This is a genomic window from Bacillus sp. FDAARGOS_527, from assembly GCF_003812125.1.
Taxonomy (GTDB): domain Bacteria; phylum Bacillota; class Bacilli; order Bacillales; family Bacillaceae_G; genus Bacillus_A; species Bacillus_A paranthracis.
Genome location: NZ_CP033795.1, coordinates 845,854 through 861,993, shown reverse-complemented (window position 1 = coordinate 861,993; position 16,140 = coordinate 845,854). Strand labels below are relative to the sequence as shown.

Genomic DNA, 16,140 nt, shown 5'->3' with positions numbered 1-16,140 from the left:
TCTTTTTCACCCAAAAATTTGTGCTGCAATGCTATATAACTCATTATTCCTTTTTAATAATTGACCGCTATTTTTCATCATAATTGGTGGTGTATTCACCTTTTTAAAACCAGTAATCTCTAATACTTTCATGAAATCTTTCTTTCCTTCTAGTACATCAATTCTTAATTTACCATTATGCCCTTTTGCTAAATCATGTACAATTCTCATTGCCATCTCATCATTTTTAGCAACAACCGGTCCTATTATTTTATTTTCTGGTGTTTGTATGCTTAAACCGTAACCTAATACTTTTTGTTCCTTGTCCCTTACAACAGTGCACTGTTCACTTTGCATAATTCTTTTCTTTAAAAACTCTTTTCTATTTGTTCCAAACGCATATTCATCTATTTTTATTATTTTTTCTAACTCACCCTCTTCATAGTTCATTACATAATCTTCATTTCTTACACAATAATCATTCGCATTGTACGAGTTACATATGTATTTAGAAACATAACTTACTGCTCTAAATCCTAATTTTTCATATAAAGGTTTTCCTTCATCCGTAGCAATAAGCATAAATGGAGTTTGAGCTGATACGCTATTCATGCATGAATTTGTAATCATCTTTCCAATTCCTCTTCCCTTATAATCTGGATGTACAATTACCATTCCGATAGATGCCAACGCCTCCCCATATAATATTATTGCTGCGCTAGCAATAAGTTCCTTTCTCTCATTCCATACGCCGTATACAATACCTGAGTTAAAAATTGTTTCAACTTCTTCCCTGTTATAATCCCAACCAATATAAGATGATAATGCTACAATATCGCCTATTTGTTCTTCCTTAAGACGCTCCACGCTAAATTCCAATTCAATCATACTCCACCCCTTATCTAGCCATCTTCCCAATTCAACTTGTACATGTTACCCTTTATTTGTCACACACATATCCTATTTTGACCAAGACTATATTGTAAGTGAGGTGACAACATGCCCATTACAAATCGATTTTCTACCACCACTAACGGCGCACTTGCGATTACAGGAAACACACTCGGTTTAAGTAAAATCAGTAATCAAAACCGTGCTGGTACAATCGGGGCAATTGGCGCATTTATAACTACCAATACCGCTTTACAAGTAACTTCTTTTCCTGCTGGTACAACATTAAACTATACACAAAATAGTTCTACCGCTCTTTTAAATATACCTGCTGGTAGTACGATTCTTTACGCAGAACTCGTTTGGGGCGGAAACTATTTATCTCGTGATCAAAACATTACGAACGTATTAGGCAATCCTGTTTCTTTTACAACACCTGTTTCAACATACTCGATTACTCCATCGGCTGTTACAGCTTCCAATCAAACATTCGTTTCTGGATCTATCACATTTGGATTCTATACACGTTCTGCAGATGTAACCTCCCTCATTCAAGCAGGAGGATCTGGCTCTTATACAACCGGCTCTGTCCCTGGACTTGTAGATCCTATAGATGCTTCTAACGGAACAATTAATTCAGCTGGGTGGACGCTTATCGTCGCTTACCAAAATGGAACATTACCTGCAAGAAATTTAACCATTTATGTAGCAGGCAACCGGGTTTCTGCAGAAACTGGTAGTGCCGATGTATCTGTTTCAGGATTTTTAACACCTTCAGGAGGGCCTGTAAGCGGGAGATTGTTTTTAAGTTCTACCGAAGGAGATGCTGATTTAATTGGGGATCAGGCTCTATTCGGGCCAAATTTCAGTTCATTAAATGCCTTATCTGGACCTAACAATGCTGTAAATAATTTCTTCGGTTCTCAAATTAATAATGCCGCTGGAAACTTAGATACAACCGGGACATTTGGAACGCGAAATCAAAGTGCTTCTACAGGTACAAACATCTCCGCTGGAAGACAGGGCTGGGACATTACTTCCATTGATATTTCTCCTTATTTAACAAATTCTCAAGTGTCCGCCGCAATCCGTTTAACAACTAACGGAGACGCATATATGTTGAATACAGTCGGTTTACAAATCAACATAAATTCACCTAACATACAAGCAACAAAAAGCGTGAATAAAAGTGTTGCAGCAATTGGAGACGTTCTCACTTATACAGTTACTATCCCTAATACAGGGCTTCTCCCCGCCAATAACGTTATTTTTACAGACATTCTTCCTAACGGTACTTCCTTTATACCTGGAACTGTAACAGTAGATAATGTCCCGCAAACGAATGCAAATCCGGCCGCTGGTATATCTCTTGGAACCATTAATAACAGCGCTTCTCGTACAGTAACTTTCCAAGCTACTGTCGTTTCTTTTCCAAATCAAAATCCTATCTCCAACACTGCTAATATTACATTTCAATATACACCAATCGCTGGAGGAACGACTTTTAACGGTCTTGCAACAAGCAACTCTGCTGGAACACAAGTTAACCTCGCAGATATTAATGGCACAAAATCAGTTAACAAACTTTTTACCGATATTGGTGAAACGTTAACTTACAGTATCGCCTTAGCTAATATAGGGAATATTGCTGCAACGAACGTTATATATACGGATCCGATTCCTAGCGGGACTACTTTCGTTCCAGGAAGTGTAACTGTTAACGGAATTACGCAAGCTGGAGCGAATCCCGCAAATGGTATATCAATTGGGTCTATTGCCGCTAATTCTACGACTACTATTTCATTCCAAGTATCCGTTCCATCTATCCCCCAAACAAACCCCATATTAAATAGCGGGACTACAACTTATCAATACATTCCTGTACCAAATCAACCGGCAGTAAGCGGGACTGATACGACGAATATTGTCTCCACTCAAGTGAATAATGCTACTGTAACAATGACAAAAGCGGTAGATAAAAATTTTGCCGATATTGGTGATACACTAACGTACACCGTTTCCTTTACAGGTACAGGTAATACAAGTGCAAACAATGTTATGTTTACAGATGCCATTCCTACTGGAACCACTTTTGTCCTTAACAGTTTAACAATAGATGGCACAACGCAAGTGGGAGCAAATCCCGCTAACGGTGTGAACATTGGAGCGATCCCAACTGGTACAACAAAAAATGTTTCATTTCAAGTAGTTGTAAATACGATACCCGCGCTAAATGTCGTATCTAATGGATCAAGCGCTTCTTATCAGTACACTGTCAATCCAAGCCAATCACCCGTTACAAAAAACATTTCTTCTAATCTCGTTTCCACTCAAATTAACAATGCGAATTTAGCATTAACAAAATCAACAAATAAACAGTTTGCCACAATTGGGGAAACGATAAGTTATACAATTCTTATTACAAACAACGGAAATACAGCTGCAACTAATGTACAACTAACAGACCCACTTCCAAACGGAACAATATTGACCCCTGGTTCTGTAACACTCAACGGCATTTTGCAAAATGTAGATTCTCTCGTTGCTTTACCTATCGGCACAATTCCTGGCGGAGCTACTTTTACACTTTCTTTCCAAGTAACAGTCATCAATATTACCGCTCAAAATCCTATCATTAATAATGCTTTCGCTTCTTATTTATACACTGTAAATCCTAGTCTGCCACCAAATTCAAAAACAGCAAATTCTAATTCTGTTACATCAACAATTAGACTAGCAAACCTTCAAGCTACTAAATCTGTAGATAAAACGTTTGCAGAAGTTGGAGATATATTAACCTATACCTTCGCTCTTACAAACAACGGAAATGTTACGGCAAACAATGTATTACTATCCGATTCAATAGCGAACGGGACTTCCTTTGTACCGAACAGTGTTATCGTTAACGGCGTTAATCAGCCGGGCGCAACACCAGCTAGCATCAATATCGGTAGCATCAATGCTAATACTACGATTACAGCTTCATTCCAAGTATTAATCACTAGCATTCCAAACCCAAACCCTATTTCGAATAGTGCCTCCATTTCTTATAACTTTATTGTTGATCCAAACGCTTCGCCTGTAAGTAAGAACACTACTTCAACTACTACATTTACGCAAGTAAACGATGCAAATGTCATTTCAGCTAAAACAGTAGATAAAGGGTTCGCTACTGTAGGGGATGTATTAACTTATACCGTCGTTTTAACGAATGCAGGAAGTGTTTCTGCTGATAGTCCTACTTTCGTAGATACAAATCCAGACGGCACTACCTTTATCCAAAACACTTTCCTGATTAATGGTGTACTCCAAAATAACGCAGATCCAAATGTCGGTGTTCCGTTACCTTCCATTCCTGCGAACGGTTCACTTACCGTCTCTTATCAAGTAACTGTCACCTCTTTACCAACACAAAATCCAACAATAAATTCATCTAGTACACAGTATAGTTTTATTTTAAATCCGGGCGATCCACCAACTATAGAAACATCTTTAAGTAATACTGTAAGTACACAAATTAATGTAGCAAATGTAGTTATTGTTAAACAGGTAGATTTAACTATTGCTGATGTTGGGCAACCAATCACATATACCATTGCCCTAGCTAACCCAGGAAATACTCCAGCGAATAATGTAGTTGTTACCGATATACTCCCTTCCGGCACAACTCTCGTACCAAATAGTACTTTTATAGGCGGTGCTTTACAGCTAGGTGCAGACCCAAGTACCGGTCTTCAAGTCGGGACAATTCCTGCTGGCGGATTTACAACGATTGTTTTTCAAATAAGCGCAAGTAGTTTGCCTACACAAAATCCAATTCAAAACAGTGCTGCACTGCAATATAACTTTATTGCTGACCCAAATTTACCTGCTGTTGTGAGAAATGCTACTAGTAATATAGTAACGACACAAATTAATACTGCTAATATTGTCGCTACGAAACTAACAAGTACAAATTTCGCTGATGTTGGTGATGTCATAACTTATGCAACGATTTTAACGAATAACGGCAATATCCCTGCCTCTAATGTAACGTTTACAGATATCATTCCAGCTGGTACCATCTTCCTTCCTAACACTGTAACGATTAACGGCGTCCCTATAGCTAATGCAAACCCGGCTAATGGCATTTTAATTGGTACGATAGGAGCGAATTCATCACGTACTGTTTCATTTCAAGTTTCTGTACCAACTATTCCTAGTCCAAATCCGATTACGAATCAATCGAGCACTACATTCCAATACACGTACGATGCATCCAAACCAGTTGTAACGCAGATGTTGGCCTCTAACACCGTACAGACAACTATTAATAATGCTACAATTGCCGCTGTGAAATCGGCAGATAAACAGTTTGCTAACGTAAATGATATGATTACGTACACGACTACTTTAACGAATAACGGGAACACACTTGCATCAAATGTAATTTTTACAGATGTAATTCCAAACGGAACATCATTTATCCCTAATAGTGTAACAGTAAATGGAAATACACTCCCTAATACAAATCCAGCAAGTGGAATTGCAATTGATCCAATAAACCCTAATACAAGTGCAACAATCTCATTTCAAATAATAGTAAATTCCATTCCTAGTCCAAATCCAATCCCGAACCAAAGCAATACAGCGTACCAATATGTCATAGATCCTAACTTACCTCCAGCATCCGCTAATGCGTTAAGTAACGTAATAACAACTCAAATTAATAACGCTACAATCGTCGCTACGAAGTCAGTAAATACACCGACAGCTGCAATTGGGGATATCGTTACTTATACGATTGCAGTTACGAACACAGGAAATATTCCTGCTAGTGCTACAGTTTTAACAGATGGACTCGGCGCAGGCGCTTCATTTGTCCAAAACTCTGTAACTATCAATAATATTCCGCAGCCGGGGTTAGATCCATCACTTGGTATTCACTTAGCAGATATTCCCCCAGGAGATACTGTATTCATTACTTTTCAAGCACAAATTTTAGCGATACCACCTAGTGGCACATTAACAAATAATGCTCTTGTAAATTATGAATATACCGTGAATCCAAACCAATCACCTGCTGTTAATAGTACAATTACAAATACAACGGTTACTCCAATTATTGATGCTACATTAGTTTTAAATAAAAATGCGAGTACAACTTTCGCTACAATTGGTGATACGATTACATTCACTTCATCTGTTACAAACACAGGAAATACTACTGCGAACAACATTGTGTTTACAGATTCCATTCCAAATGGTACTGCCTTTGTCCCAAATAGCTTTAAGATAAATGGTGTAACCGTCCCGAATGCAAATCCACAAAACGGTATCAATATTGGTAACTTGAATGCAAATGCATCGATTACACTCAGTTTTCAAGTAAACATTACAACACTACCAAACCCGAATCCAATTCCTAACAAATCATCGCTTCAATATAGCTTTATTGTTGATATAAATGAGCCGCCTGTTTCACGAACAGTTCAATCCAATAAAACCTTTACACAAGTAAATACAGCTTCCGTTATCGCAACAAAAACTGCAAGCAGCGCATTTGCTGCTGTTGGAGATACAATTACGTATACAACTACCCTCACTAATAGCGGAAATACTACCGCAAACACACCTGTTTTTATCGATATATTACCACCCGAACTTTCATTCGTTCCTGATAGTGTACAAATTAACTCCATCCCACAACTTGGATTTAGACCAGATAGCGGAATCTCTTTAGACTCAATTCCAGTTGGAGGAACGATAACAATTAGCTTTCAAGCTATTGTTAGCTCAATACCAGCTACAAATCCAACATTGAACCAATCTAGCACAACATACTCTATCATTGTTGATCCTACCCAGCCGCCGGTGACAGAAACAGCTACAAGTAATCCAACTTTAGTTCAAATTAACGAAGCGATTATTCAAGCAACGAAAAGTGTGGATCGACTATTTTCTGACATCGCACCTGGAAATTCATTTTTAACGTATACTGTCTTATTAGAAAATATAGGGAACACAACTGCTACGAATATCATTTTTACAGATCCGACTCCAAATAATACAATATTTATAGAAGATAGCGTTCGAGTAGGTGGGGTTTTATTACCTGGAGTAAATCCAGCGAACGGGATACCAATTGGAGATATTATTGCAGGAGATTTTATAAATGTTACCTTCCGTGTGCAAGTAGTTAGCATCCCAAATCCTATTTTTACAATCGGACCTGGAGGACCAAACTCACCAGTTGTAAACGGTGCTTCTATTGATTATCAATTTATGACAGGACCTAATTTACCACTTGTTTCACGAAATACGACATCTAATTCTGTTTCGACACAAATAAATTCTGGGGAAATTGTGGCAATCAAATCTGTAGATAAAACTTTCGCAACGATTGGCGATACAATTTCTTATACAATTACATTAAGCAACCCTGGAAATGTCACTTCACAAAATATAATTTTCACGGATACTTTACCTGATGGAACGGCATTCATATCTGGCACTCTTACAAACGATTCTGGTACACAGCAAATCGGAAATCCATCTAACGGGATTCAGATTGGAAATATAAACCCAAATGGAACGGCCGTGATTACTCTTAATGTACTTGTTACAAACATTCCAAGTATAAATCCAATTTCTAATTTTAGTTCAGTACAATTTGCACATGTGGTTGATCCTAGCCAACCTGCCGTAACACAAACGAATGTATCTAATTCTGTTTCGACAACAATTAATAGTGCAATATTAACGACCCAAAAAAGCGTTGATAAATCTATCATTTCTGTTGGAGATACGATTACGTATACAACAACTATTACAAATACAGGAAATACGACTGCAACGAATATAACGTTCACGAGCGCAATTCCAGCTAACACTACCTTTATACCAAACTCAGTCAAAATAAATGGGGTTCAGCAATCTGGTGCGCAACCAGCACTTGGAGTAACTATACCAAATATCGCTCCTGGTGAAACAGTAACCGTTACTTTCCAAGCAACTGTTCTTTCTGTTCCCCCTTCAAGTTCAATTATGGGTAGTGACACAATTTTATATTCTTATACTGTCGATCCAAACGGAACTCCTATTACAACTTCTACTTCAACGAATATCGTTACAAACCCGGTACTAGATGCTATGATAACGATGGTGAAATCTGTAGATCAAACAATTGTAACACTAGGTGATACCATTACCTATACGACACTTTTGACAAATATCGGTAATACAAACGCTACGAATATTACTTTCACTGATCTTATACCAAATGGTACAACGTTTATTACTGATAGCGTTACAATAGGTGGCATTACACAAATCGGGCTCAATCCTAATACCGGCATAACAATTGGATCAATTGCTCCTAACAGCTCAATATCTATAGCATTTCAAGTTACCGCTACTTCTACACCAGCCCAAAATCCTATTGCCAATTCCGCTACTGCTTCTTACACATTTATCGCTGATCCAAATGCACCGATTGTTTCAAGAAATGTTACTTCAAACACAACATTTACTACAATTAATACAGCTACTATTCTTTCATCTAAACAAGTTGATAAAGCATTTAGCCATATCGGAGATACACTCACTTATACTGTCACTTTAACAAACAATGGAAATTCATCTGCACAAAATGTTATTTTCACAGATACTATGCCGAGCGGAACTACATTTATTGCAAACACATTTTCCATTAATGGAGTTCCTCAAAGTGGTGCGAATCCCGTAAACGGTGTAAATATTGGACCGATAACAGCGGGGGCTACAGTAAATGTTTCCTTCCAAGTAAACGTGACCTCATTACCGACCGAAAACCCAATTGTAAATTTCTCATCAACATCTTATCAATTAGTCTCACCGCCTGATACAGAAACTTCCATTAGCAATCCTGTTTCAACCCAAATTAACGAAGCAATATTGTCTATGACGAAAAATGAAAGTGTATCCTTTGCAGATATCGGGCAAACTGCTTTTTATACTACTTCCATTACCAATATAGGCAATACCGATGCAACTAATATTGTATTCACAGATGCATTACCAAGTGGACTCACATTTGTTCCTAACACATTAACTGTCGATGGTGTTTTACAACCTAACGCGAATCCAAATACAGGTGTATTACTTGCAACGCTTCCACCAAATGAAATATATAGTATCGTCTTTCAAGTTACGGTGAACAGCATCCCACCTATTAATCCTGCACCAAATACAGCAGCAACGACATATGAGTTTATTGTTGATCCTGTTAACCCTCCAGTATCAAGTGCAGCTACTTCCAACTCAACGCTTCTTCAAATAAACAACGCAACTATTATTAGCACAAAAACAGCAGATCTTACTTTCGCGGATATTGGTAATACAATAACATTTACACTTAACCTCCCTAATACCGGGAATACGGCTGCAACTGATGTAACTATTATCGATATTCTTGATAGCAATTTAAGTTTCGTTCCAAATAGTTTCACAGTTAATGGGCAAACCATTCCAAACGCTGATTTATCTACTGGTGTAAATATTGGTGCCATTAACGGCGGTAATGCAGCAATCGTCACATTCCAAGCAACTGTTACCACACTTCCTACACTTAATCCTATTTCTAATTCTGCTTCTATCACATATCATTATGTCGTTGATCCTAGCCAACCATCTATTACAACGTCCAATCAATCTAATACAACGACCACACAAATTAATAGTGCTATTCTTACTGCACAAAAAAATTCAAATGTATCTACGGTAGATATCGGGCAGGATATTACCTACACCGTTACAATTACAAATAGCAGCAATGTTAGTGCAACGAATGTTATTTTTACCGATCTTATTCCAGACGGAACTTCCTTTGAACCGAATAGCTTTACATTGAACGGAACTACCATTCCAAATGCAAATATTATTACAGGTGTTCCAATTGGTGATATTGCGCCAAACGAATCTGTCATTGTGGCATTTCATATTATTGCCAATGAAATTCCAGCTATAAATCCAATTACTAATCAAGCTAGCGTTAGATTTCAACATATTGTTAATCCAGCTAATCCTCCAGTTTCAAAAAATATTACTTCTAACAACGTTACAACAAAAATTGAAAGTGCGATTTTAAATACGATTAAAATAGGAGATAAAACTTTTGCAACGATTGGTGATACGATTACGTATACAACTACGATTACGAATACTGGAAATATTCCAGCTAACAACGTTATTTTCTCAGACCCTTTACCATCATGGACACAATTTGTTACAGGATCAGTTGTTGTTGATGGTACTCCGTTACCATCCGCTTCTATCATTGACGGTGTTGGTATAAATACAATTAGCCCAAATCAAACTGTAACAATCATATTCCAAGTTCAAATTGTAAGCAATCCGACAACATTCACTCCTGAACTCCAAAACTTAGCATTTGTGAACTTCCAATATAACGTAGGCAATGCATTACAGGCTCAGCCTGGCAACGTGGAAACGAACGTCTTCGTTACTTCTATTCATTCAGCAATACTTTCAGCTGTAAAAACTGCTAGTACAGCCTTTGCAAATATTGGCGACACGATCACTTATACCGTTTTAATTCAAAATAGCGGCAATACAAATGCTACGAATGTAAATTTCTCAGACCTCATTCCAGCAGGAACGACCTTTGTTGAAAATAGTTTTACTGTAAATGGAAATACCATTCCAGGTGCAAATCCAAATAGCGGCGTTACTATCGGGACCGTTAGCGCGGGTAGTTCCTTAACCGTTACTTTCCAAGTCATAGTTACATCTACTCCTCCTTCCAACCCAATTACAAACGTTGCATCTATTCAATTCGCATTCATCGTTAATCCGGCCGCTCCTCCTGTTACAGGCACAATAACTTCTAATAGCGCTTCAACACAAATTAATAACGCTACTGTTACAACGCTTTTAGAAGCAGATCGAACAATCGTATCTATTGGAGATATAATTACGTACACTGCAACATTAACGAATACTGGAAACTTCCCTGCAAATTCTGTATTACTCATTAACGGAGTTCCTGAAGGAGCATTATTTGTTCCAAATAGTGTCACGCTTAACGGGATTTCACTTCCAGATGCAAGTCCAACTCTCGGTATTCCAGTTGGTATTATCGCACCAGGTGATTCCGCTACGATTACGTTCCAATTTCTTGCAAGTTCTATTCCACCGCAAGGAGCGATTATAAATCAAGCACTTACAAGTTACACGTATATTGTCGACCCAAGTCAACCTCCAGTTACAGCAACATCTTCATCTAATACGGTTAATACAGCTGTCGTTGATGCATCACTATCTGTAATTAAAAATACAGATTCCCTCGTACAGTCTACTGACGGTACAATCACTTACACTGTAGTCGTTCAAAATAACGGGAATACAACTGCAAATACAGTTACTTTAACAGATTTGGTCCCAGAGGGAACTGCATTTATTCCGGATAGTGTGACCATTAATGGTGTTTCAGCTCCAGGTACTGATCCAAACGTAGGGATCTCATTAAACTCCATTGCACCTTCGGAAATCGTCACCGTCACATTCCAAGTTATCGTTCAATCCATTCCAAGCGTGAATCCAATTTCTAATATAGCTCGTATTGACTATACTTTTATCGCTGATCCAACCGCTCCTATCATCTCTCGAACAATAACGTCTAATCCAGCAGTCACACAAATTTCGGATGCGAATGTTCTTTCTTTAAAAGCAGTCAATGCACAACAAGCAACAACAGGTGATATTTTGACCTACACGATAGCGCTAGAAAATACCGGAAATATTCCAGCTACGAATCTCATATTTTCAGATACTATTTCAGAAGAGACTACATTCATAGAAAATAGTTTTACACTTAACGGAACAGCTATACTTGGTGCAAATCCAAACGCAGGGGTTACTTTACCTAACCTAGCAGCAAACGCTACTCACCTTATTTCGTTCCAAATTCTTATTAACGATCCATTCTCGCAACAATCGATTACAAATCAATCTAATACAACATATACAATTCAACCGGATCCAGGGAAACCGCCTATTACGGAAACATCGACTAGTAATATCGTCATTACAAATTTCGTGCAAGCACAATTAACAATTACAAAAACATCCAATCCAACAACTGTAGATATTGGTGGAACGATACTTTATATTTCTGAAGTGAAAAATATCGGCAATGTTGACGCAATAAATATTATTTTTACAGATTCGATTCCAGCTGGGACTACATTCGTTCCCGACAGTGTCACAATTAACGGTGTACTTCAGCCTGATACAAATCCAGAAAACGGAATATCAATTGGAACGATCCCATCAAATAGTTCCAAAACAATACTATTTCAAGTACAAACAAACAATCCACCTACTGAAACCGAAATTGTAAATCAATCTTCAGCAACGTACCAATATGTAAGCATTCCTACAGCTCCCCCAGTGAATCGCTCTGCAACTTCTAATATCGTTACAACATCACTTCAAAATGCAAATATTATTTCTGTTAAGCAGGCAGATGTTACTTTCGTATCCATCGGGCAAAATATTACCTACACAAATACACTACAAAATATAGGAACTGTTCCGGCTAACAATACATTGTTCATTGACAATATTCCAGAAGGTACTATATTCATTGAAGATAGCTTATCAATAAATAATGTCATTCAGCCTGGTGCGAACCCTGAAAATGGAATAACTCTTAGCACGATACAACCAAATGAAACAGTCACTATTTCATTCCAAGTACAACTTACAAATATACCCGAGGGCAACACAGTCACTAACATTTCAGACACTTCGTATGAATACCAAATTGACTCTAGTTCTCCAATTATTCAGCGTAGATCGTTATCAAATGCAGTAACTACTGAAGTCCGTACAGCAAATGTTAGTGCACTTAAATCTGCTAATAGATCTATTACACGCATTGGTCAAATCATCACATATACAGTCGCAGTTACAAACGCTGGTACAGTACCTATTACAAATACTCTCCTAATTGACGCAATTTCTGCTGGCACCACATTCATTCCAAATAGCATTCTTGTAGATGGTATACCAAGATCTAACGAGAATCCAAGTACCGGAATCACCCTTAATATTATCCTTCCAAACAATACAATTATCGTTACATTCCAAGTAAATGTAGTCTCTATACCTCCTCAAAATAACATTAATAATATCGCCGTCATCCACTATGAGTATCAGCCGGACCCAAGCTTACCACCAATTTCAGAAACGACATCTTCCAATACTACAAATATACAATTTATTGATGCTATTCTTATCGCTACAAAATCTGCTAATACAATATTAGCTAATATTGATGAAACTATTGAATATACAGTACTCATTCAAAATAACGGATCCACTACAACTAACTCCATCTTTTTTACAGATACGATAGAAGATGGAACAGTCTTTATTCCAGGAAGTGTAATAGTTAACAACACGGTACTTCCTGCAGCAGATCCAAATATCGGTTTTTCTATTCCTAATATTGCGTCAAGTCAAGCGACTACAATAACGTTCCAAGTTTCCGTTACGAATTTACCTGCTGTAAACCCAACACCTAATACTGCAAACCTCGTCTACGACTTTATTTTCAACCCTGATTTTGCACCAATTCAAAAATCGACTACTTCCAACACTACTTTCGTTCAAATTAATGATGCTGATATCGTTTCACTTAAAACTGTTGATTTGACTTCTGTAACAATTGGTGACATTTTAACTTATACAACAACTTTAACGAATACAGGGAATACAGATGCCACTGCTGTTGTATTTACAGACAATATTCCTGGTGGAACTACCTTTATTGACGGTAGCGTTTTAGTAAATAACATTCCGCAGCTTAACGCCAATCCAAGTACCGGTATACTTGTAGGAACGATTGCTCCTAACATTTCTATCCCAGTCACATTTTCTGTTACCGTCATAGCGCTTCCAGCTAGCGGCCATGTTCAAAATCAATCAACTTCTCGTTATACGATAAATGGAGCAGAACAAATATCGACTAGTAATATTACCTTCACTGAAGTTATTATTGCTACTATAGTCGCAACAAAAACAACGCCTATCCAATACGCTGACCTACAAACGATTATCCCTTACACAATTTCCATCACAAACAATAGCAATATACAAGTAGAAAACATTAACGTTACAGATATCATCCCAGCAAATACGAGCTTTATAGAGAACAGTGTTATTGTGAATGGAAACGCTCGTCCAAATGACAATCCACTTAGCGGGATACAAATTGATAACATTCCGCCTAATACAACAGCAACTATTCTATTCCAAGTACGGGTTACTTCGATTCCGCAAACAAATCCAATCTCTAACACGAGTACAATTGAATACCAATACACGTTACCAGATCGGCCACCTATTACCGAAACTATTATTTCATCAGCTGCCGTAACAGAAATTAATCACGCGACTTTAAATAGTAATAAAGCTGTTGACCTTGCATTTGCAACTGTCGGTGATACGTTAACGTATACGATTATACTCAATCAAACTGGTAATGTTGCAGCAAATGATGTAGTCATTCAAGATATGATTCCTCAAGGTACCACATTTATAGAAAATAGCGTGATTGTAAACGGAGAAACTCTTCCGGGAGTTAATCCAGTAAGTGGCATACCAATTGGTACTATAATTGTTGGTGGAGACGCTATTACTTCATTCCAAGTAACTGTGACTTCTATTCCAATACAAAATGAACTCACCAACCAAGCAATCACTACTTTTAACTATATAGTCAACCCAAATAACATACCTGTTACAAATACGACTACAACAAATACTGTTACAACAACCGTCCAAAATGATAATGTCATTGCGATAAAAGCTGTTGATTTCACAAGTGCCTTACCTGGTCAAACTTTAACGTACACCATTACGATTACTAATAGTGGTAATATCACTATTGAAGATCTTCTTCTAGTAGACACGGCACCAGTAGATACGACATTCGTTATTGGTAGTGTTACGATTAACGGAATCAATCAACCTAATGAAAATCCTGAAAATGGTATTACGTTAGGAACTCTTGCTCCTAGTGAATCTGTTATTATTACGTTCCAAATAACAATATCTTCTTCTACTCTTCAACCTACAATTAATAATGATGCTTCTGTTTCCTATACCGTCATCATTGATCCAACAAAACCACCTATTACAATTACAAAACAAACAAATATCGTTACAACGACAGTCATTGATCCGATGGTTCGTATTGAAAAAACAGCTGACAAATCTATTGTCGTTATTGGAGATATAATTACATTCACATTAGCAGTATTTAATCACTCCCCAATTCCGACAATCAATACTTCTGTTATAGACACAATTCCGGCTGGTACAACATTTATAGAAAATAGCGTAACAATTAACGGTATTCTGGTACCAACTGTCCGTCCAGACACTGGTATGAATATCGGCGCTTTACCTGCTGGCTCAGTAGCAACGATAACATTTCAAGTGCTCGTAACTTCTATTCCTTCAAAAAATACAATTATAAATTCTGCAACAGTTACAGCCGCTTTCCAATTGACACCACAGGATCCGATTATTACTTTCGTTGTTAATTCGAATATTGTTCGTATACCAGTTCAATTTGTAACTGCGACAGTCACGAAAAACGCTTCCGTCAGCTCAGCTTATTTAAATCAATATTTTGATTACACGGTGCGTATTACGAATACTTCCGAGATTTCACTCTTAAATATTTCTTTACAGGATACTATTCCAGTAGGTTTACAATTTATGAGCGGCACCGTCTCCATTAACGGAGAACGCTCTCCACTAGCGAATCCGAATATCGGTTTCCTAGTTGCTACTAATTTAGAACCAAGCGAAACAATTATCGTGTTATTCACCGTACAAGTGATAAGTCCACCTGTTACTAATGAGTTTAAAAATACGGCTAATATTTCGTTACAACTTCAAGCCTCACCTACCGATCCACCAATTACAGTAACCGTTACAAGTAACGAAAACATCGTCACCTTTGTTCCAGAAAATCCGGATAAAACACTTCCAAATTTCAATTGCTTCTTTGACGGTGAACGCTTCATACGGATTACTCCTCGAAATGTAGGCAATTACCTTTGGACTTGGATTTGGTGGAATTAATTGAAACAAAAAAGAGATTGTGATTTGGTTTCAACCAAATTACAATCTCTTTTTCATTACTTTTATCGTGCTACATTATAACCCGGCCAATGATATACGATTAAGCGTCATCTAAAGTTATATTGTAAA

Annotated in this window: 2 protein-coding genes; one reads left to right on the top strand and one right to left on the bottom strand. The window is 37.5% G+C overall.

From position 1 onward, the window contains the following. Positions 1–6: 6 nt before the first annotated feature. On the bottom strand, positions 7–867 hold the full coding sequence (locus EGX95_RS06775; RefSeq protein WP_000570996.1) for a GNAT family N-acetyltransferase: 861 nt from the start codon (positions 865–867) through the stop codon (positions 7–9). 111 nt (positions 868–978) lie between these two features. Between EGX95_RS06775 and EGX95_RS06770 the strand changes: the two genes are divergently transcribed. After that, entirely contained in the window at positions 979–16,011 is a 15,033-nt protein-coding gene (locus EGX95_RS06770) for a DUF7507 domain-containing protein (protein ID WP_123805475.1), read from the top strand. Positions 16,012–16,140: the final 129 nt, after the last annotated feature.